The 21,912-nt window shown below is 42.9% G+C and carries 18 protein-coding genes and 1 tRNA gene; 7 read left to right on the top strand and 12 right to left on the bottom strand.

From position 1 onward, the window contains the following. The first annotated feature begins 4 nt into the window (after positions 1–4). Positions 5–274, top strand: coding sequence for a hypothetical protein (locus ICL16_RS29560; RefSeq protein ID WP_190835139.1), 270 nt, complete (start codon positions 5–7; stop codon positions 272–274). Between the two features lie 31 nt (positions 275–305). Beyond that, entirely contained in the window at positions 306–2,435 is a 2,130-nt protein-coding gene (locus tag ICL16_RS29555) for a S8 family peptidase (protein WP_190835138.1), read from the top strand. A 56-nt stretch (positions 2,436–2,491) separates the two neighbouring features. Here ICL16_RS29555 and ICL16_RS29550 read toward each other — a convergent pair whose 3' ends face one another. From ICL16_RS29550 to ICL16_RS29540, 3 genes are all read right to left on the bottom strand, one after another. Continuing rightward, complete coding sequence (locus ICL16_RS29550) at positions 2,492–4,135, bottom strand: acetolactate synthase large subunit (RefSeq protein WP_190835137.1); 1,644 nt, start codon at positions 4,133–4,135, stop codon at positions 2,492–2,494. 142 nt (positions 4,136–4,277) lie between these two features. Beyond that, the gene (locus ICL16_RS29545; protein ID WP_190835136.1) at positions 4,278–5,642 is read right to left on the bottom strand and encodes an NAD-dependent succinate-semialdehyde dehydrogenase; all 1,365 of its coding nucleotides are present in this window, start codon (positions 5,640–5,642) and stop codon (positions 4,278–4,280) included. Positions 5,643–6,012: 370 nt separating this feature from the next. Then, entirely contained in the window at positions 6,013–7,620 is a 1,608-nt protein-coding gene (locus ICL16_RS29540) for an adenylate/guanylate cyclase domain-containing protein (protein WP_190835135.1), read from the bottom strand. 466 nt (positions 7,621–8,086) lie between these two features. Here ICL16_RS29540 and ICL16_RS29535 point away from each other — a divergent pair, with 466 nt between their 5' ends. Together ICL16_RS29535 and ICL16_RS29530 are read left to right on the top strand one after the other, a co-directional pair. Then, entirely contained in the window at positions 8,087–9,568 is a 1,482-nt protein-coding gene (locus ICL16_RS29535; protein WP_190835134.1) for a VanZ family protein, read from the top strand. A gap of 125 nt (positions 9,569–9,693) precedes the next feature. Next, positions 9,694–9,767, top strand: a tRNA-Pro gene (locus ICL16_RS29530). Between the two features lie 424 nt (positions 9,768–10,191). Here the strand turns inward: ICL16_RS29530 and ICL16_RS29525 are convergent. The 3 genes from ICL16_RS29525 to ICL16_RS46970 form a co-directional block, all read right to left on the bottom strand. Continuing rightward, positions 10,192–10,782, bottom strand: a complete 591-nt coding sequence (locus ICL16_RS29525) for an anti-sigma factor family protein (RefSeq protein ID WP_190835133.1) — start codon at positions 10,780–10,782, stop codon at positions 10,192–10,194. A gap of 157 nt (positions 10,783–10,939) precedes the next feature. Further along, a complete protein-coding gene (locus tag ICL16_RS29520; protein ID WP_190835132.1) occupies positions 10,940–11,596 on the bottom strand; it encodes a sigma-70 family RNA polymerase sigma factor in 657 nt (218 codons plus the stop codon). A 99-nt stretch (positions 11,597–11,695) separates the two neighbouring features. Next, positions 11,696–11,821 (bottom strand): hypothetical protein, encoded by a 126-nt coding sequence (locus ICL16_RS46970; protein ID WP_273039684.1) that lies wholly within the window; start codon positions 11,819–11,821, stop codon positions 11,696–11,698. A 64-nt stretch (positions 11,822–11,885) separates the two neighbouring features. On the opposite strand from ICL16_RS46970, the gene ICL16_RS46185 reads away from it, so the two are divergent. Next, positions 11,886–12,101 (top strand): hypothetical protein, encoded by a 216-nt coding sequence (locus ICL16_RS46185; protein ID WP_238361005.1) that lies wholly within the window; start codon positions 11,886–11,888, stop codon positions 12,099–12,101. A 45-nt stretch (positions 12,102–12,146) separates the two neighbouring features. Next, complete coding sequence (locus tag ICL16_RS29515) at positions 12,147–12,770, top strand: L,D-transpeptidase (protein WP_190835131.1); 624 nt, start codon at positions 12,147–12,149, stop codon at positions 12,768–12,770. A 24-nt stretch (positions 12,771–12,794) separates the two neighbouring features. Here ICL16_RS29515 and ICL16_RS29510 read toward each other — a convergent pair whose 3' ends face one another. From ICL16_RS29510 to ICL16_RS29490, 5 genes are all read right to left on the bottom strand, one after another. Continuing rightward, positions 12,795–13,343, bottom strand: a complete 549-nt coding sequence (locus tag ICL16_RS29510) for a late competence development ComFB family protein (protein WP_190835130.1) — start codon at positions 13,341–13,343, stop codon at positions 12,795–12,797. Between the two features lie 111 nt (positions 13,344–13,454). Then, the gene (locus ICL16_RS29505) at positions 13,455–14,384 is read right to left on the bottom strand and encodes a M23 family metallopeptidase (protein WP_190835129.1); all 930 of its coding nucleotides are present in this window, start codon (positions 14,382–14,384) and stop codon (positions 13,455–13,457) included. A gap of 96 nt (positions 14,385–14,480) precedes the next feature. Continuing rightward, complete coding sequence (locus ICL16_RS29500) at positions 14,481–14,912, bottom strand: hypothetical protein (RefSeq protein ID WP_190835128.1); 432 nt, start codon at positions 14,910–14,912, stop codon at positions 14,481–14,483. Beyond that, positions 14,905–15,120: a hypothetical protein gene (locus ICL16_RS29495; protein ID WP_190835127.1), complete on the bottom strand. Its 216-nt coding sequence runs from the start codon at positions 15,118–15,120 to the stop codon at positions 14,905–14,907. The genes ICL16_RS29500 and ICL16_RS29495 overlap by 8 nt, the downstream gene beginning before the upstream one ends. 50 nt (positions 15,121–15,170) lie before the next feature. Beyond that, the gene (locus ICL16_RS29490; RefSeq protein WP_202895771.1) at positions 15,171–15,413 is read right to left on the bottom strand and encodes a helix-turn-helix domain-containing protein; all 243 of its coding nucleotides are present in this window, start codon (positions 15,411–15,413) and stop codon (positions 15,171–15,173) included. Positions 15,414–15,613: 200 nt separating this feature from the next. On the opposite strand from ICL16_RS29490, the gene ICL16_RS29485 reads away from it, so the two are divergent. Next, positions 15,614–15,970, top strand: a complete 357-nt coding sequence (locus tag ICL16_RS29485) for a hypothetical protein (RefSeq protein WP_190835188.1) — start codon at positions 15,614–15,616, stop codon at positions 15,968–15,970. Between the two features lie 494 nt (positions 15,971–16,464). On the opposite strand, the gene ICL16_RS29480 is transcribed toward ICL16_RS29485, so the two are convergent. After that, positions 16,465–21,906, bottom strand: a complete 5,442-nt coding sequence (locus ICL16_RS29480; RefSeq protein ID WP_190835126.1) for an nSTAND1 domain-containing NTPase — start codon at positions 21,904–21,906, stop codon at positions 16,465–16,467. Positions 21,907–21,912 lie beyond the last annotated feature (6 nt).

Below are 21,912 nucleotides of genomic sequence, written 5' to 3'. Positions count from 1 at the left end.
GGTTATGTGCGCAGCACGGAGAGAAAAAATCGACAGAGCAGGGTTAAAGTTTGAAAATAGCCGTCCTGCTGGTGAAATAGAAGTGCTAGTTCGTACCGAAAAGCCACTGTCACCACAACAGCAAGATCAACTCCAAGAAGTAGGTTACCATACTCATTTTGTGATGGGCAAATTTTCCAGCGGCTGTGTAAGTAATGACGAACAGTTAGACAAAGTTGCTGAATTGCCATTCGTACGCAAAGTTGAACGCTCGTTCCCATTGTTTAAAGAGTAAAAAAAGTTAAGTAAAGTTCCCAGGAAAAAAATTGGCAGATAAATTAGATCCGTATCTGTGGTACTTACTCAGCAAACGTCAATCAGGAGAATCTGAACTACTATTCTCGGAAATTGCTGAATGGGTTGGACTTAATCATCATAAAGGACAACCAAGTACTATTGAGGTACTAGTACGCTGCGTAGATGGTGATCGATCAGAATCTCTACGCAGCTTTGGTATGGATATACATTTTGAGATTCAAAAGCCCTACACTATTGCTAGTGGTAAGGTAACATTAGATACGTTAGAGAAGTTGAATGAATTGGATTTTGTCGCTAGGGTGGAAGCATCTCATCCAATGCTAACAGAATTAGACATTTCTCTGACTGAAACTAGCACTGTACCAATACATGAAAATATCCCAACGGTAAAGGGTAAAGGAGTAATAGTTGGGGTAATTGATTTTGGTATAGATTATACACATGAAAGTTTCCGTAATATTGATGGTACTTCGCGGATTCTATACCTATGGGATCAAGGTGCACAGTACGATCCGAATGGTAAAGTTCCATATGGGCGAGAGTATACTAAAGCTGAGTTAGATGCAGCTTTAAAAACATCAAATCCTCTCTATAAAGTAAGACATTTAGATAGAGATGGACACGGTACTCACGTTGCGGGGATTGCTGTAGGTAATGGAAGAGCAAGTAAGAATAGATTCACTGGTATTGCGCCTGATGCTGATTTAATTATAGTTGCTTTTCAAGAAGAACTTCCTCTCAATGATTCAGATCAACTATTTAATCTGATTAATCTTGGACGTTCAGCTCGAGCTTTCGGTGCATTAAATTACATCACTCAGCGTGCACAAGCGGAAGGAAGTCCTGTTGTCATTAACTTAAGCATGGGAAGTAATATCGGGGGACATGCAGGCGAAACAGAATTAGAACAATTTATAGATTTATTACTCAGACAACCAAATATTGTTGTAGTCAAGTCAGCAGGTAATGAGCAAGAAAGACTGAGTCATGCAGCCGGAAACATTAGCTCAGAGCAAACACAGATTCTAGAATTTGAGGTGTATGAAGGACACCCTCGTGAAGAACTTGACGTTTGGTATGACGGTGCAGACAAAATCAGTGTTGCTCTACAACCTCCAGATAGCCCTACTTTAGAATTAGTTAGTTCAGATGAAATACATGAGTTTTTTCAAACACAGACGTACAATCACATTGAGGTAAAGTTTGAAAGAAATGTTGAACCTAGTGGTGATACAAGGGCTAATATTATTCTCTATAAAGGTGAAGCAGACTGCATTCAACCAGGTATATGGAAGTTACTGCTACAAGGTGACAGGGTAGAAGTGGGGCGTTACGATGTCTGGATTGGTGGTGGACTTCGGATACAGAAAAACCAGTTCCTGTTAGATTATGCTAATGAAAGTTGTAAAATTACGGTTCCTGGTAACGGCAAGCGAATCATTACTGTTGGCTCTTACGTGACTCGTCCAAAGTTGACAAGTTCTTCAAAGGGTGATATTTCTTCATTTAGCTGTACTGGACCAACACGTTACGGATTACAAAAACCCGAAATCACTGCTCCTGGTGAATGGATTATTTCGACTCGTTCAAATCAAAGCCGAATAAAACGTCCAGCTTATCCTGACAGACAGCATACACTTTTGGCAGGTACAAGCATGGCTGCACCACATGTTACAGGAGCAGCGGCATTGATTTTGAGTGTGCGTCAAGATTTAACTTGTGAACAGGTTAAGCAAATTTTCATGCAAACGGCACGACGAGATCGCTTTACCTGTAGTGAACCTGACAACACTTGGGGTTGTGGAAAATTAGACGTAGAAGCTGCTGTTGAACGTGCCCGCATTGCTCAATTTCCGCAAATCAGTAATGTAGAAGTTAATGGGGCAAAGCTGTGTTGGCAAACTGACATTCCGACAACAGCAGTTGTACGTTTTCATACCCATCAAGGTAAGCTGCAACTTGGTAAGGCTTTAGGTGAGCAAAAATATTCTACACTACAAACCGATCACACGCTAATGCTGAGCGGATTGTCTCCTGGAACATATTACTGTGAAATAGTAGCTTTTTCAAAAGACAACTGGTGGACAGTAGACGATAACGGTGACGAGTTTTATGTTGTAGAAATTGTTGGGAGCTAATTAAGTAACTTTCTTGTGAGCAGGCAGGATGCCTACCCCACAAGAAAAATAAATTCCTACACTGCGCAATTCAACTCGCCGGCTTTTTGGCTAAAGCGCCTATTTTCACGATAGTCTACTGGACAATCGATCACAGCAGGGACATCCTGATTCAAAGCTTCTTTGAGGATCGGCACAAAATCAGTAGCTGATTCAACGCGGTAGCCTTTTAAACCCATGCTTTCCGCAAATTTAACAAAATCGGGGTTGGTGAAATGTACAAAAGAAGATCTTCCTTTACCAAAGTAATTTTCTTGCTTCCACTCAACTAAACCATAGCCACCATCATTGAAAATGAGGGTGACAAAGGGAGTACCAACACGCAATGCGGTTTCTAATTCCTGACAATTCATCATAAAGCCGCCATCGCCAGTTGCGGCAACAACTTTACGGTTAGGATGTACAAGTTTAGCAGCTACAGCACCAGGAATAGCAATACCCATTGCCGCAAAACCATTAGAAATGATGCAAGTATTAGGACTATGGCAGTGATAGTGACGGGCAATCCACATTTTGTGTGCGCCAACATCAGATATCACAATATCATCTGGTCCCATTACTTGCCGCAAGTCATAAATTAACTTTTGTGGCTTAATGGGAAATTCATCATCATTGGCGTACTCTTCGTAATCGGCACGAATATTTCCTCGTAAACTGATAGCGTAAGGATTGGGTTTACCGTGACGGTCTGCTAACTTTAAAATTTCATCAAGAGAATCAGAAATATCGCCTACTACTTCAGCAAGGGGAATATAACTACTATCTATTTCTGCAGGAGTTGTCGCAATATGGACAATGGGAATCTTGCCATCGGGATTCCACTTTTTCGGGGAAAACTCAATTAAATCATAGCCAACGGCAATTACTAAATCTGTATTGTCAAAGCCACAGGTGATGAAATCGCGCTGCTGCAATCCTACCGCCCACAAAGCTAAATGATGTGTATAGGGGATTACGCCTTTACCCATGAAAGTATTGGCAACTGGAATATTCATTTGAGTGGCAAATTGTGTCAGCGCATCACTGGCTTGAGCGCGAATCGCCCCATTGCCTACTAATATTATTGGGTTATTAGCTTGGGAAATTGCTGCTGCTGCTGCTCGGATGGAAGCAAAAGAGGCAAAAGTTTTTTCAATATTGTCTTTACGTAAAGGTTTACCTTCTACCGACATAGCGGCGATGTTTTCTGGTAAATCAATATGAACTGCGCCCGGTTTTTCAGTTTGCGCCCGCTTAAAGGCTTTACGTACCAACTCTGGTGTAATACTTGGGCGCACAATCTGCTTATTCCACTTTGTCACAGGGGCAAACATTGCCACCAAATCTAAATATTGATGGGATTCTATATGCATTCTATCTGTTCCCACTTGCCCGGTAATTGCTACCAAAGGCGCACCATCTAGGTTAGCATCTGCTACCCCAGTCATCAAATTTGTCGCCCCAGGACCTAAAGTAGAAAGACACACTCCCGCTTTTCCTGTCAAACGTCCGTAGACATCCGCCATGAAGGCTGCACCCTGTTCGTGACGGGTAGTAATAAACTTAATATTCGAGTGTTTCAACGCTTCTAAAACGTGCAAGTTTTCCTCGCCAGGGAGTCCGAAAACATATTGCACCCCTTCATTTTCCAAACACTGTACCAATAATTCTGCTGTATTCATTTTGATTCCTCTCTAGCGCGAAAAAATTTAGACGTTTGAATTTGCTAAGAGTTAATGGCTAATTGCTAATTGCTAATTGTTAATTGCTTAAAAACTATTAGCCAGTCTTCCATTAGCCAGTCTTCCATTAGCCATCCACACATCATTTCACCCACACAGTTTTAACATTGACAAACTCTTTTATACCTTCAATGCTGAGTTCTCTTCCATACCCAGAACGTTTAATCCCACCAAAAGGCAATCGGGGGTCAGATTTTACCATCCCGTTGATAAATACCGCCCCAGCTTCGATTTCCTCAATCAGGCGATCGCGTTCTCGCTCATTCGTCGTCCAAGCACTTGCGCCCAAGCCAAATGGTGTAGCATTTGCGACTTTGATTGCCGCATCCAAATCCCGAACCCGGAACAACATCGCCACCGGACCAAAAAATTCTTCTTGCTCCGTAGGACTACCAGGGGGAATATCTGTGATAATCGTTGGGGGATAAAAATTCCCTGGACGTGATAACACATGTCCTCCCGTCAGGACTTTTCCTCCACTTTGGACACAAGCTTGCACTTGATTGTCTAATTCATGAAGAATATCAGGAGTTGCTAGTGGTCCTAAGTCTGTGTCTGGTGACATTGGATCGCCAATTTTGAGCGATTGGAATTTTTCTAACAGTAGCTTTTCAAACTTATCGGCGATCGCTTCAACAACTATAAAGCGTTTTGCTGCAATACAAGATTGTCCGTTATTCAACATCCGCGCTGTAGTTGCTGTTGCCACTGCTGCCTCTAAGTCGGCACTTTCTGTGACAATAAAAGGGTCACTTCCTCCCAATTCCAAGACTGTTTTTTTCAGTTGTTTTCCTGCTGCTGCCGCTAAGGAAGCTCCTGCTGGTTCACTTCCTGTTAAAGTAGCAGCTTTAACGCGATCGTCGGCAATGATGTCGGCAACTTTAGCAGCACCAATCAACAAAGTCTGAAACACTCCTGGGGGAAAACCTGCACGATGTATAATTTCTTCTATTGCCAAAGCACATTGCGGCACATTAGAAGCGTGTTTGAGCAATCCCACATTTCCTGCCATCAATGCTGGGGCTACAAAACGGAACACTTGCCAGAAGGGAAAATTCCACGGCATAACTGCGAGAATTATACCTAATGGCTGGTATCGAACAAAACTATTACTAGCATCAGTTTTTACTGGTGTATCAGCGAGGAAATCAGCGGCGTGTTCGGCGTAATAGCGACAAACAACGGCGCATTTTTCTGCTTCTGCGATCGCTGCAAAATAGGGCTTACCCATTTCCAGCGTCATCAACTTAGCAAATTCAGCTTTGTCTTGCTCCAAAATGTCAGCACAAGATTGCATCCAGACAGCACGTTTGGCAAAACTAGTTTTGCGATACGAATCAAAAGCCTGTTGTGCCAAATCTAGTTTTGTGGCGATTTGTCGATCTTTTAGTGGCTCAAAAGTTTTGAGCAAATCCCCGGTTGCGGGATTAATGGTGGCTATAGCCATTACCTAACCTCCCGTTACAAAATATCCTGCGGTAGCTCCTGGTTTTACCAAACCTAGATTGCGGAACCTACCATTCAAATTTTATCTTTCAGCTAATGCTTAGTCTGTATATCTTAAAACTTTGCAACTTAACTTGAGCTAATTTATACAAATTACTTATGTATTTCTGCTTGAAATCTCCCCTAAATTACAGAACTTTTTTAACCCTGCACGATTATACCAGGATGCGACACGCTTACCTAGATTGAAATAAAAATTAAAAAAAGAACTCAGTTGTCAGAACTCAGTTGGTCTTTGTAAGAATTTAGTCGGGGATCTAAACCCAAAATTAATACTGAATACTGAATTGTGAGTTCTGAGTTCTCTGTTATTAATGCATCTTCGTTTGATAAACTTTAACTAATCGATTAATACCTTTAAAGCGATAATCGCCCATTTCCATAAAACTGGAAGGTTGAGAAAGCATTTGATAAGTAGCTTCACTGATGACACACTCACCAGGGGGACAAACTCCTTCCATCCGAGCAGCGAGATTAATTGTTGCGCCCAGAGCCGTATACTCTACCCTTTGAGAACTACCGACATCGCCAACTACAGCTTTACCACTATTAATAGCAATACGCAATTGTAGTGGTTCAGTCCAAAAATTCTGCGCATTAAGACCAGATAAACGAGTTAGCATACCTTTGGCAGCAGCGACAGCGCGATCGGCATGATCGCTTTGTGGTTCAGGAGCGCCAAAAAATGCCATGATACAATCACCAATATACTTATCCAAAGTGCCGCTGAAGGCAAACACCTCTTGCAGCATCTCCTCAAATAAATTATTCAGTAACTCCGCGATTTGGGTAGGCTTTAATCGTTCTGAAATTGCCGTAAAACCAACTAAATCGGCAAATAAAATACTAATTTCACTTTCTTTGGGCGGTAAACGACCATCCGGTAGAGTTCCCAAAGCAATCAACTGTTGTACAACGGCTGGAGAATGATAACGTTCTAATCTTTGACGAATCACCGCCTCAGTTTTTAGTTTCTCCGCCAACAGCCAACGTTGCACGCTAGAAGCCACTAAGTTGGCTAAAGCCGAAAAAAAGCCAAGTTCCTCTTCGCCTTCTTGTACCCAATGGTAAGAAGAAAGATGAGCATCAGCATAAAGTACACCAATTACTTTGTTTTCATCCCATAGCGGTACAGCCATCGCGCTACGAATATCTTTAACTAGAATACTGTGTTCCCCAGCAAACCGTTCATCATTTTGAGCATCAGCGGTTTGAGTGGCTACTTTTTCTTCAAATACCTTTTGGCAAATACTGCGACTAATCCAACTACCATCAGCTAGCAAATCTTCTTGTTCGCGTAAATTTCTGGTTGCAGCGTTCATTAGGACCAATTTACCGCTATCATTGACATCGATCAGTAAAGCTAAGCGGTCAATACTCTTGAGATAACGAAAAACAACTTCTTGCACCTGAGAAAAAATAGCTTCGATGGATGCTGCAGCGGAGAGATTTTTGGCGATGTCAACCAAGTCTTTGAGGCGGGCAATGGTTTTATCTTTGTTGCTGATATTGCCATCGTCATCATCAGCTTGTATCCATTGCTGTTGCAGTTGTTTGACGTTGCGGAGAATAGTTCTGCCTTGAGAAACACCCTCTTGCTTAGCTATTCGCGTTTGCAAAGGATTTGTCAACAGTACTATTAAGCTGACATCCCCTAACCAAACAATGTCGCCGTGCTGTAATTCTTGGGGAGAGGTAACAAGGCGATCGTTCAGTTGCGTCCCGTTTTTGCTACCCAGATCCTCAATAGTCCATGCACCAGAAACAGTTTTCACTATACGAGCATGATAACGGGAAACGCCACCAGAAGGCAAGTACAAGTCACATTGAGGCAAACGCCCAATACTGAACACATCTTGCTGTACTGTTACAGTTCTTTCGGTATTTCCTTCTTGTAGGCGCAGTTTCAGTTCTGTCATGACTGTTTAGATTCATCCTGGAAGCAGGGTAATGCCAACTTTGATAAGGCATGGGATACACAAATTAACATGCCAGCCTTTTTTTCATCTCTCTTTCAATAGTATTATGAGGTTTTTGTAAAAATTGGAACAAAGAGTAAGTCTGTAAAGAATCTTACTGACCATCTCATCTCACGGTTAAAGCAACATATCGCATAATCAAAATTTTTATAAGTTAGTACCAAAGATAATTATTCTATGCAAGCCAGAAAATTTATATCTGTATATTTACAGGCACTTCATTAAATCTTTACAATATCTCAATCAGAAGTATATACATAACTAAAATAACGACTAATAGTTTATATTTATTGTGAATAGCCGCAAATTTTAAGCTAATTTTTGAAAATTGTAATTAAAATGTACAGATTAGGTGCAACCAATAACTTATTATTCGTGATTCGTCAAATAATAAACTCAAGTATTTATGAAAAGAGGCAACATTTTTTCCTCAGTATTTAATTTGTCAGAGCAACCAGTATCCTTGATAGATATTATACTTGTTTTTTTCAGTAGCATATTAGTGATACTAGCTACACTTTATCCTTTTAATTTTTCCTTTAACAGTAATTTGTCTTGGCAACAACTTATTGAGAGTTTCAACAATACCAGTCTATTCCAAGACCAGGTAAACAATGTTTTGTTATTTATGCCTGTTGGTTTCACGGTAACTAATGTGTTACAAAAAACCAGGATGAAACCAATAGTCAAAATTTTTATAGTTATCCTAGCTAGTGCAGGCTTATCATTTACAGTTGAATTATTGCAAGTATTCCTACCTTCCAGACAACCTACCCCTGAAGATATTCTTAACAACACTATTGGGGGATGTTTTGGTTTTCTCAGCTTTTATACTTATAATTCTCGAACCATAACACACCAAAATATTAGAGTTAGGCATTCTGCTCAAAAAATAACAGCTTTCTTTGCGGGATACATATTTCTAACATTCATTCTGGCAATATTATGGCAAAATACAACTAATTTGAGTACCTGGAGTTTAAATTATCATCTACTACTTGGCAATGAGCAAATAGGTGATCGACCTTGGCAAGGATATATTTACAAAGTTGACATTGCTGATAAATCTGTAACAGAAAAAGAAGTGTCACAGATATTTACAGATGAAACATACTTTACTAATATTGGAGATTCTCTGCTAGCTTCTTATCAATTAAATAATGAATGTTGCTATCAAGATCAGACAGGGAAACTTTCGAGACTAGTATGGCGGGGAAAACCTACGGAAACTCAATTCGGTGAGGGCGTATTTTTCAATTCCACTAACTGGCTAGAATCATCTGCGGCTGTCACATCTTTGAACAAAAAAATCAGTGAAACCTCAGAATTTACCATCAGTACCACTGTTGCTAGTGGTAACACAAACCAAACGGGACCAGCTCGTATTGTCTCAATTTCCAGGAATAGCGTTCGGCGTAATTTTACACTAGGACAACAGGGAAGTGACTTAGACTTGCGGATACGAACACCAATTACAGGTAAAAACGGTTCGGAGTTCAAACTGAATGTTCCTGGTATTTTTGCGGACACTAATCCTCATCACATAGTCGTCACTTATTCCAAAGCAACTGTTCAAGTCTATGTAGACAAATTACAGAATTATTACTCTTTTAATTTACTAGAGTTGATGCCAAAAGAGCATAAAATATTCTACTACGCACTAACTTTTATTCCTCTAGGATTTTGCTTAGCCCTCGTAACTACTTTGGCAAAAAGAAGAGTAATTTTTTATCGGTTATTACTGCTGAATGGAATAATATTACCTTCAGTGATCCTCGAAAGTGTTTTGGTCAGTGAAAGCGGTAAGAGTATCAGCTTGAACAGTATTATACTAAGTGTGTTTTTTACAACTGTGACGATGCTGTTATTTAAAGTGCGCTCTGCTTAGTTAAGTCATGCCATATTCTAGGGCAAGTTCTAGCTCCACTCATTTTGTCGGTTGGGATGCTCAAAGTTTTTTTCGGTTGAGTACTTGACGAACGTAATCATAGTTGATATCATGTAAAGATTAATCGGGGCGTAGCGCAGCTTGGTAGCGCGCCACTTTGGGGTAGTGGAGGTCGTGGGTTCAAATCCCGCCGCTCCGATTTGTAAAACCTTGTTTTATTAGGGGGGTAAGAGCGATAGCTGAAGTTCTTATCCAAGATATAGACACTAAGTTGCTTCAGGATCTGGAAAAGCAAGCGTTGCTGAATGGGCGCTCGTCACTAGCTAAAATATTTATCCACATAGACTAAATCATCTTGATTATTCAGAGCAAAAGCATTAAGCATGCCAGAACCACCGGCACTCGGTGTGCGAAATGTTTTCATGCGGCTTAGTTTATTAATAGTTGCTCTTGTCGCACAAGTAAACTATGACATTTGAAAAAATTAGTCAACTAAAAGGAGTCCACCTACCAAATGGCTGGTGGACTGGACACCTCAGATATTAAATAACTATCAATTATTAATTATTTAAAAAGAAAGAACCCAGAACAGTATTATTCTAAATTCTGACAACTGAGTTCTTCTAATTAATATCATTTTCAATGTCCTTGAACTGATCCACTCCTGATTCAGGAGCAGCTTGTGCAGCTTTAGGAATAGGAATCACCGGATTATTAATAGCAACCATTAACGGTGAGGTAGTAGCAGGCGTAGATGCTGTTTGTGCCTGTTTTACTGATTGTTTATCAGCTATTTGCAGTTCTGGAGTAGGTAGTAAACCAGATACGGCACTAATCACACAAGCAGCAACGGCTGCACCGCCACATAACCATTTCAGTTGCGCACGACGATGCAAACGAGTCAAAACTTGTTCGACTGTTTTTTCTACTGGCACAGTTTCTGGCACGGGAATATTCCGCACACTATGCCTCAGTTTTAATAATCTGGCATACAAGTGTTTCGCGGTTGGATCAGTTGCCAACCATTCTTCCACTTGTTTACGTTCGGCAGCAGTCACCTCACCGTCGAGGTATGCACTTAATAACTCGAAGCGATCGCGCTTCACCATATCCATAGCACCCGTTAATTCATTGGTATGCCTATCATTCCCCGAAGGCAATTCTAGATTGTCTTGCGAGTGGGAATAGTCTTGAGACTGTGAATCAGTAGTCATCTTAACATTATTACCAATTCCTACACGGGTTATAAAGAGTAAATGACCTTGAGAATTTGATTAACTTTTCTCTGATGGCAGAAATTAGCCAGATTTTTTGATAATTCTTAATGAATTATTAAATTCTGCCATTTACCTTCCCAGAAGTACTGTAATTTTAAATATCTAGATAATTTTGCAGTTGAGCTTGCAACCTAGACCTTGCCCTAGCGATTCTGGACTTTACAGTTCCAAGAGAGACGCCAGTGATTTCGGCAATTTCTTCATATGCCAAGCCTTCGATCTCCCGCAGAACAATGGTAGTGCGAAAAACTTCAGGTAGGTCAGCGATCGCCAGACGCAATTGCTCATAAAATTCTCTAGTTGTCAGTTCTTCCTCAGGTCCTGGTGTATCGCCAGCAATTTCCCAATCCATCTCACCATCATCAACAGAACGGGGAGCATCTAGCGATAAAGGACTGACTACGCGCTTGCGTTTACGTAACTCATCATAAAACAAGTTAGTAGCAATGCGACTTAACCAACCCCGGAACTTAGCTGGTTCTTGTAATCGGTTAATATTCCGATATACTCGAATCCAAACCTCTTGAGCTAAATCTGCTCTATCCGCCCAATCAGGAGCAAGATGGTACAAAACTCGATCAACTTGAGATTGATAGCGGCGTAAAAGTTCCGCAAACGCAGCACGATCAGGGCGCAATCCTGCTTGACAGCGCAATATTAAGTCGTGATTGGTGAGTTTGTCAACTTGCACCAATGCTTCTGGGAGCCTCGTATCAACCGTTGACCAGGATACACTAATTGATTGACTCATAGATCGTACTGGGTTTATGTCTTCCCTATCTATTAGACCTGCTAATAGCCCAGAAGTTCCCATAATGAGTGCCGGATTTATGACTGGAACATCCCAACTCTACTTTTGCATCGTCACCACAATTTGTGTGTTCGTCTTTGTCTGTGGTTGGTCGCTGGGGCGAACCTGCAAAAATAAATTCAGGGAAAATGTAATTGTCACCGCTAGCAATATTTTTTCTAACATAGTTCTTCTCTCACCCACACTAAAGCATGATTGATTGCACTACTTGTAAAGTTCCGTAATGTAGATGACTAAAGTTGAATTTTTTATGTATGCAGTCGAACTACAAAACTCACCTAGAGAAGTCAAGGCAATTTTTCATCGCTATAGCCCTAGTTTGCCCGGTGTTCAGAAAAATTTCATGAGGGAATTGATAAAAGTTTGTGAATTTTTCATGACTGGACTTGTCGCTCTAATTACCGTCATAAGTTGCTATTCAAGCGGTAGCAAGAGAAAATGGTAAATACAATTGGCGCAGAAAAGCTGTGTATGCTAGAGAGAAAAAAAGATGGCAATGAACACTAATGAATTGGTAAAGAGGATTGTAATGTTGCTCTGTTTTAGTACAGCAATCTTATCTTTAGCTGTGAATTGGAGTATCAATAATAATGTGACTAATTCTGACAAATCCAGAACAAGAGGGAGCGCACAAGCAAGACAGGCGGTAGCAAAACCGAAATCATCTCCTCCATTGTCTTTTTTAAACTTCTCCGCTACACAAGCATCGAATCGCCAAGCAACTGACGAAACAAAACTCGTTGTCGATTTGAGCGATCGCCGCGTTTATGTTTACCATTCGGGTGAGGTGATTGCCAGTTACCCAACAGGTATAGGTAAAAAAGGATGGGAGACACCAACAGGTTCGTTCCAAATCATCAATAAACAACTTCATCCGATTTGGCGTCATCCCATTACTGGTAAAGTGTTTGAAGCAGGAGCCGATAGTCCATTAGGCGACCGATGGATTGGTTTTTGGTCAGATGGACACAGTCAAATTGGCTTTCATGGCACACCAGATGATGACTTAGTTGGTACTGCTGTATCTCATGGTTGTTTGAGAATGCGTAATCCTGACGTTCGTTTATTATACAAACAAGTAAAATTAGGCACAGCAGTAGAAGTTCGTTCCTAAGTAGAGACGAGATAGATCGCTTATCTAATGTGTTTTTTGCTCAAATTGGGGTGCGTAAGTTTCCAACAAAGCACTAACTTGACGCAGTACTTCATTACCAGTAGTTTTGCCCACAACAGGTTTTCTGTCATCATTAGGGCGATTCAGACTGCGAGAGATCGCTTCTGATACTTGCTGGGAAATCAGTTCTTGAAGTTCTGCTTTACCGTGTTGACGTTGGAAATTCGCACCTTCTTCGGTAGTTGCATACAAAGGAGGCAAGCGATTAAGGGCGTAAGCCGCAATATCACCCACATCTAGAGAACTTTCGCTGGTAGCTTCAATTTCTGCTACGCGGGCGATCGCTTCTGTTAGTACAAGTTCTTCCATGACATTAATAAACTGTTTGCGTGGTACCGCCACCACTTCACCAGTTAATAGAGATCCCATCAGCCGATCCAACGCCATATACTCTTCAATCGACAGTTCACTGGCGTTGTCACAAATTCGCCCAACTTCTGCTTCCATTACTGGTGTAAGATAACCATCCTGGAGTGCTTGTTCTACAATTTTTTCGATACTCATAACGCTCATTAATATTCAGCCATCCAACCAAGGTAGGGACGGTACCAATCCAATTTATTTTGCCCAAAACCTCGTAACTAACAAACAAGTTACGTATAAAGACAATTATTTTTGCCTCTACTAATTAACTGCTTTGTCTCGCCAAGGTATTGGATCGACAGATTTGCCATTGACATATAGACCCCAGTGCAAATGGGGACCAGTTGAAGCGCCCGTTGAACCTACCGCGCCAATTAATTGACCTGGTTTGACGATATCGCCTTCTTTGACATTTATGCGACTTAAGTGCATAAAAATACTAGTCACTCCTTGACCGTGGTCAACGCCAACTACGTTACCGTGAACCCGGAATCCTTGAGACACCCTTCCCACCAAAGCGACTTTTCCTGCTGCTGGTGCAACTACAGGCGAACCCGCTGCACCTGCGTAGTCAACGCCACGATGGTAGTAGTCTTTAGCAAATTTACCATTATAGTAGCGACGTACACCATAATTTGTGGACAATCGTCCAGCATTTGGCTTGATAAAAGAACCATTCCAATATTTTTCTGGTGTTTGCAGCGCTTTGAGAGCACCTACTCGTTGAAGTTCATACTCTGTTGCCTTCAGCCCTGCTTTTCCAGGTGGTAGATTAATGCGTTGTACGGGGAATTTGCGATCGCGCACTTGTACCGACAAATTTTGCTCCTGACCATTCCCGGTAACGCGGATTGTTCTGGTTCCGGCATTTTCCAAGGGTGTGGTGGGGATCAAGGCTCGATACTGATTCGGCGCAATTTCAAACGCTGGGTATGTATTTTCACCAGTAGCTACTGTCACATTGTTACTATTTGTTGAGTTCTCAAGATTAACTACAACCGATAGTGTATCACCTAATCGCGGCGATGGGGGACTTACATTTACTTGTAAAGCATTTACAGGTAAAACTAAAGCGAGAGGAACAGCGAACATTCCCGCTACCAAACTTGTTGCACGTTTAATTTTTACAGAGGGGACACCGTTTGGGAGCAATTTCTTCCCTGAATTACTAGCGCGATCTTTAACAGTCATAGAAAGTTACGAAAAATCCAATCCTTATGATGAGAAACAGACTAGCTTATGATTATTACTAGTTCCCACCTTCGAGTAGTGTTTTTAAAATGATGCTCACGGATTGTGGATGGCAACCAAATTTTGCTCTTGCCAGCGTTGATAGGCTTGTTCGTCACCACCAAAAGAGTCAAGTGATACTTGACGCTCAGGCATTGGCTTAAGCGGTGCATTAATAGGCGAGTATTTGCACATACAAATCACGATCATGTCAAATTCACCCATTGGAACATCAGGCGTGTAAGTTTCCACTTTCGTCACTTCCCAATCACTCTTGCGGTAGTGAGTTGTGCTTGCTGGATACCGCGAGTCGGCAAGCTGTTCTACTCGGATAAATTCTGGTAAGCGATAGCCCGGTTCGGGCAATGCCCCATCTGAACAATCATAATGTTCAGCTAGGTTTTTGGTCAAAGAACCCGTGTGAGCGTACTTTCGCTCATGAGCGCCAGGTTGGCGTTTCTCGGCACGGAAAACAATCCACTTACGCATCGTCTTTTTCCTCATCGGTATCATAGTAAGATTTTGGGAATTCGGTTTTCCCATCAAACACGCAATCAAATGGCAACGTGCTGTCGCCCGTTTCTTCTACATCAACTAGTCGCCAGTTATACTTTTGAGCCATTTCTTCACAGCAATCAGTGTCAACTACTGCATGGCGGGATTTATCTTCTTCCTCGTCATATCTTGGCTTTGGCATTATTTATATTTATATTTATTAAGCAGAATATTTGAGCAATAAGTAACAAATTAATCGTCGAAACTTACTCCAAAATCCACGTCCAGTACTTCTTCAATTTTGCGAAGTGTTTCTTCGGCGATCGCCTCTTCACGCCCGTTCACGATCTGATACCAGTAAGTTCGACTAAATCCAACTGCTTCACATATTTCTGAAATTGCTTTGCCAGAATTTTTTTGAGCTTGAGCAATTTGTTTCGGAAGCAGGGGCGTTTCAATCTCTTTGCGCTCAATTCTTCTAACTTTCACAGCCATATTTAACTCACCTCCATAACTCTACTATAAGTGCAAAGTAACTACTTTACAAGTGCAAAGTAAGCACTTATATTAGAAAGCGCCTCCGTCTCGTCAACTAAAGCGTCAACAATGGAAGTTTACTCTGACTAAACGGCTTTATGAGCAGCGGCTCTGAGCGAGAGGAGGTTCTTAATCTCTTCCGATTCATTGACTGGGTAATGACACTTCCAACTGAGTTAGAACGAGATTTTAAACAAGAGTTAAATAACTACGAGGAGTCAAGGCGTATGCCTTACATTACAAGTATAGAGCGAAGTGGTATTAGGCAAGGACTGTTAAAAGGCATTGAACTGGGTTTAAAGCTGAAATTTGGTTCGGAGGGGTTAGGTATATTGCCAGAAATCTCTGTTATTGAAGATATCAATTTATTACAAGCAATTCTGGAAGGGTTAAGCCTGATACCGGAAATCTCATATATTCAGGATTTGGAGCAATTGAGAGCGATTCTGGCAGGGCTGGAAACAGTGAGTACGGTTGAGGAGTTACGTCAAATTGATCAGAACACGACTGTGTAGCTTGACAAAATGGAAGAAATGGTATAAGAAACTGTAGGAGCAAACTAACCAAATAGCGATCGCCTCGCATCGGCAGATTCAGTGTCAAAGACACTTTGATTAGAAGCGGCATTGGAGCGATCACACATCAAACCTACTTTTTTCATCGCACTTAGGGAACTCCAAAAAATAAATTATCCAGTTATTGTAGGGTGCGTTAGCGCAGAGAGTACGGCACCATCTTCTGACAACGCGGGAGTGCGTTACGGTGTTCCACCTAACGCACCCTACAAACTTGGGTATTTTTTTAATTGGAAGTCCCTTATTCGCTATTCTTTATTTTTTCTACCAAACATGCGTAGATAAAAGTTACACAGCCTTGACGACTAGAAGTTTCTGCTCGACAAATAAAGTTCACCTGCGCAAACTGGAAAAAGTAGGGTAACTACACAGAATTTAGTATTATATTTTACATTTGACTTTTGATTGCCACTCCCCATCACCCCATCTTCCCATCATTGCTCGCTGCGTAGCTTCTTCATTTCCTCAGGTGTGAAGGGATTCTTACCTGCACGTAGGGCATTAACCCAACCTTGACGTTGTGATTTCTGTTGAGCATCACCAGTTGATTCTATAAATGCTTGAAAGTCTTCAATTGCTCCCTTGGTGTCGCCAGTTAGCGCCCTAGCAAAACCACGGCTATCCCGATTATTTCCATCTGTTGGAGCTTTGGCAACTGCTTTTTCACAGGCAAACATTACATTAGCGGCATCGCCATGCCTGCTACCATGCCAACAGAGGCTGTTCCAAGAATCAGCAGAGATTTCCAGTTTTGGGTCTAGCTTCTGAGCCTCTGCATAAGTTGCAATAGCTTTTTTGACATTACCCTGAACTGCAAGAAACACTCCTTCGGTAACTAGAGCTTTTGCTGCAAGGTGGTTTGCTACTGCTTCTGGGTTATTGTCTAAGGCTTGTGCATCTAGAGCAAGGTCTAAGTTGGGAGCCAGTTGCTGTGCTTTTTTGAACTTAGCAACTGCGCCCTCAATATCGCCTTGTCTCGCCAGTTCTTTGCCTTGAAAAGTAAATGCGATCGCTGCTTTTGCCTCAGGATTAAGTTCTAATTCGGGGTTCCATTCCTGTGCTTTTTTGAACTTAGCAACTGCGCCTTCAAAATCACCGTTGCTGGCTAACTCCTCACCTTGGGCAACCAAAGTTTGAGCTGCTGCAATCAGATTAGACTGGTTTTGACATTGCTGTAGTTGTTCTAGAGTCTGAGGATCGTTAGGAAGGTCAGATTTAAGCCAATCGCACCCGCTCGCCAGTAGTTCATCTAGATCCAAACTATTCAGAATAACTGTGCCGTCATTCTTGCCCAAGGCTAGCATCTTGCCGTCCGGGCTGAAACTCATGCTAGTAAAGACTAAATCACTTTGACTCTTGAAGGTCTTGAGTTCCCTGCCGTCGTCAATGCTCCAAAGTTTAACGGTTCCGTCTGAACTATGTGAGGCAATGGTTGTGCCATCGGGGCTAAATCTCACGCTAGAAACCCAATCGTTATGTCCTTTGAGAGTTTTGATTTCTCTGCCATCAGTGCTCCAGAGTTTCACTGTGTTGCCAAAGCTAGCTAAGGCAATGGTTCTACCATCGGGGCTAAAACTCACGCTACTGACATGACTATCACGTCCCATCCTAAAAGTTTTGAGCAAAGTACCTTCCAAGCTCCAGAGCTTCACTGTATAGTCCCAACTAGCCGATGCCAGTATCTTGCCGTCTGGGTTGAAACTCACGCTACTGACTATTGCGTTGTGCCCCTTGAGACTTTTCAGTTCTTTGCCGTCAGTACTCCAAAGTTTGATTGTACCATCTTGAGTGCCTAATGCTAGAATTTTGCCGTCTGGGCTAAAATCCAGGTCTTGCACAGATCTTTGTGCATAAGTGCCATGTCCCTTGAAAGTTGTTAACAAGCGACCGTCAGTACTCCAGAGTTTTATTGGACCGTCATTACTAGCTAATGCCAGCATCTTGCCGTCCGGGCTGAAACTGATGACATTCACATAATTGCCGCCGTGACTTAAGGTTTTAAGCAAGATACCGTTGCGGCTCCAGAGTTTCACAGTTTTGTCATTATTAACAGTAGCAATTATCTTGCCATCGAGACTAAAACTCACTTTCTCTACACCATTAGGTCCTCTAGTTTGCTTCGCCTTAAGGATTTTAGGCTCCAAACCGTCAAGCTTCCAGAGTTTCACAGTGTTGTCTTTAGCTGCCGTAACCAGCATCTTGCCGTCGGGACTGAACCTTATGCTAGTGACATTGTGATTCGCCTTAAGAGTTCTGAACTTAGCGTTATCAAGGCTCCAAAGCTTCACCGTGTTCTTATCATTTACTGTAGCTAAGATCTTGCCATCGGGGCTAAAACTTATACTACCAAACATGCGACCATCATTCCAATCTGCTCTCAAGGTTTTAAGTAAGATACCGTTGTGGCTCCAAAGTTTAACGGTACTCAAATTGGCTCTCAAACTGGCTATAGCTAGCATCTTGCCGTCCGGGCTGAAACTTACACCAGTGGTCCATTCCTTGAACCTAGCGCCTTTTTGTTCATCAACTTTGATCCCTTCAACAACTTTGAGCAAAACCCCGTTAATGTTCCACACTGCCATACTCCCATCAGAACCAATTGCAGCCAGCATTTTGCCGTCGGGGCTAAAACTTAGAGTGGTTTCTGTACTATAAACTCTACCGTAGCCCTGTCCTTTGAAGGTTCTGAGTACGCGACCATCAAGACTCCAAAGTTTCACTGTGCCGTTATCACTAGCCGAGGCAAGCATCTTACCGTTGGGGCTGAAACTTACCCTAGTGTCTTCATCTATGATTTCCTCGCCCTTTCCTTTAAACGTTCTTAGCAAGCGACCATCAAGATCCCAGAGTTTTATTGTACTCCTATAACTGGCTGTAGCCAATATCTTACCGTCGGGGCTGAAACTCACGTCAGCGAAGTTACGATCGTTAGGCTTCCGAATTGTTCTGACTTTCCTACCATCACGGCTCCAAATTTGAATGGTATCTAGACTGGCTGTAGCCAGCATCTTACCATCAGGGCTGAAAGTCGCACTATGCCCCTGCAAACGAATACGCTCTTTGATTCCGTAAACCGCCTGTTGCAACGCCAGCACAATTCGCATTCGAGTATCAGCATTTACCCCTGATGCCCGTTTCAATTGATATCCTGCCTGTATACTTTTGATCAACGCCTCAAACTCTTGATTTGAGTTAAACAGTGCTTCTGAAGTTGCACTTAGGTTACTCAACTCCGCATTGGTTCGACCTATTTCGGCTCGCCGCCATTGCCAAACAGCTCCCAGAGCTAGCATCGAGACTACTGCCAAGCCACTAGCAAGGGCTAATATAGTACGCTTCCTTCGGTATTCCTGCTGCTTGCGCTCTCTATCCCGTAGTTCCAAGCTCAGTTGGATGAAAGCTCGCTCCAACGCGCTTACTTCGAGCGATCGCGACTGTAACCAACCCTCAGCCTCTGCCAACGGCGTGCCTCGCAACAATGCGCCATCATCCCTACCGCTAGCCTCCCATTGACGTATCACCACCCGCAACCGCTCTTGCCAAGTACGGAAGCTGCGGTCAACATCTAGCCACAGGCGCAGGCGTTCCCATCCCCCAATCAAAGCTTCATGCACAATCTCGACGGTTTCTTCTCCCGTTCCCCCGTCACTGCTGCTGACTACTAAACGAGCATTTGCCAAGCGCGTTACTAAATCCCAGTTTTCTTCTCCCACCTCTATGCGAGTAGCCAAACGACGGGTGTCCTCCGTGTTATCACCTGGACGCACCAACTGGATGAACAGCCGCCGCACCCGTTCCTTTTCTTCCTCGTTCAGCTTGCCATACGCCTCTTCAGCATAACGAGCCAATGCTGCTTCTACACCGCCAATTTCCTCGTAAGCGGCATGAGTCAACTGGGCATCTCGCTGTTTTGTCCATAGTTCATGCAGGGCAAACTCTAATAACGGCAAATCCCCTGGTTCTGCACTAACTGCATCCAAAATACGTTCCGTCAGCCCTTGCTCAATCCTCACCCCCAACATCGTCGCTGGCTGTTCTACTGCTGCTTGCAGTTCTTCCTGGTTCATGGGACCTAGTTTCAGGTCAGCATACTGCAACGCATCAGCAAAGGGGCGGTAAGAAAGAGCTTGTCCTAAAAAATCTGCCCTTAGAGTGATGACGAGAGTGAAATCAGGCGATTTACTAGCAGCTTTCAGTAATCTATCTAAGAAGACTTGGCGCTCTTGTGGATCTCGAACTAGGGTGTAAAGTTCTTCAAACTGGTCGGCTACTAGCAGCACATGCTTGCTTTGGTCTTGATCCCCCCTAGCCCCCGATCCCCCCGCCTTCGGCGACCCCCTTAACAAGGGGGTAAAGGAGGGGACAAAGCCCCCCTTTTTCAGGGGGGTTGGGGGGATCTTCTCGTCCCGGTATCGCACAATCTCATCTACCACATCCCGCAAGGCATCCTCTTCCTGCCGCAAATCAGCAGCCAGGTTTCTAACTTCCCGCAGGCGATCGCTTAAACTCATTTGGGATGAGTTCTGGGCAACAAGTGCCGCAGCTAGGGCATGGAAAGGTCGATCACCAGGACGGAAAGAAACGATATGCCAGGAACCTTGCTGACGTAGGCGGGGGATAAGACCGGCAAAGACTACTGAAGATTTGCCACTGCCAGAAGGACCAATGACAGCAACTAAGGGCTTTTTTTGCACAGCATCCGTCAAGATATCTGTGAAAATTTCCCGTCCAAAGAAGAACGGTGCATCCTCCTCGCGGAAGGCGAATAAACCACGATACGGGCAAATTTCGGTGGGACGACGACCTAAGGAAAACCAAGTTGGTGGTACTGTGGCGGGATTTTGAAAAATCACTGGCAACCAAGACGCACAGGGAAATTCATTCTCTAAACCATGCAGCTTTAACCGTGCTTCCCGCTCTGCCAAATAAAAAGATTTGCCCTCGGCAAAAGCTGTGATAAAATAAGATAAGAAATGCTGTGCCACCTTATCTGGCACTGGTTCCCGCATGACAATCATTTGCGGGATGTGCAGCGCTTGTAACTCGAACGCCAATCCCAAGCCATCACAAGAGTTAAAAATCGCCAGTTGCAAACCTTGAGCCACGGCATTTCGCAGGGCATACTTGAGTTCTGCAATGGTTAAGCTATCGGTTTGATTAATGTAAATCCGCCCCTTCTCACCCTCAGTTTTGCTATGACCTGCAAAAAATAGGATATCCCAAGGTTGGTTCCACAACTGGTCGTTGATGTCTTGGCGTTGCGGCTCTACCAAAAAGGTTGTTTCAGCGTCTGGTAAATTTTCTAACAACTGTCGGTCTTTTTGGACATTAATACCAGCACTATTGCCTAGAATCGCTAGAATTTTGACTTTATCTCGGTAAGTAGGTGTTTTCGCTTCTTTTGGTAGGTTGAAATCTGGTGTACTCAATGCCACTTCAGCTTTGGGGTACTCTTCAACCAAATCCCACAAATGCCAAGGAAGTTTCAACAGCAGTACACTTGAAGTACGAATTAGTATCCGCACCTCATCATCAGGGTTTAATTGTTGCAGCCATTTTTCCCGGATAGGGCGAAAGGACTCGGATAGTAGCCAAGAATTGAAGTGCGATCGCAACTCATTAGCTGATTTTTGGCAATCCTCACGCCACTGGGTAATCGAAGCACCGTAAACAATTTTACCTGCTTTGATGCGGGTATTCCTGATACTGCGATAGTTTGACCGCCACTGTTCAATTACTGTGTGTAAGTCTACACAATGCGGGAGTTGACCGATGATTTCCGTGCTGGGGCGAGTGCCTTCTTCGCCAATTTCTAGCATTACGCGCACACCCTGTTCTAAATCGCCATCTAGCTTCAAGACAACTAACTTCCTCATTGCCAC

The sequence above is a fragment of the Iningainema tapete BLCC-T55 genome (assembly GCF_014698965.1).
In the GTDB taxonomy this organism is placed as follows: Bacteria; Cyanobacteriota; Cyanobacteriia; order Cyanobacteriales; family Nostocaceae; genus Iningainema; species Iningainema tapete.
The sequence above is the reverse complement of the archived record's forward strand: the minus strand, read 5'-3'. Positions and strand labels throughout refer to the sequence as shown.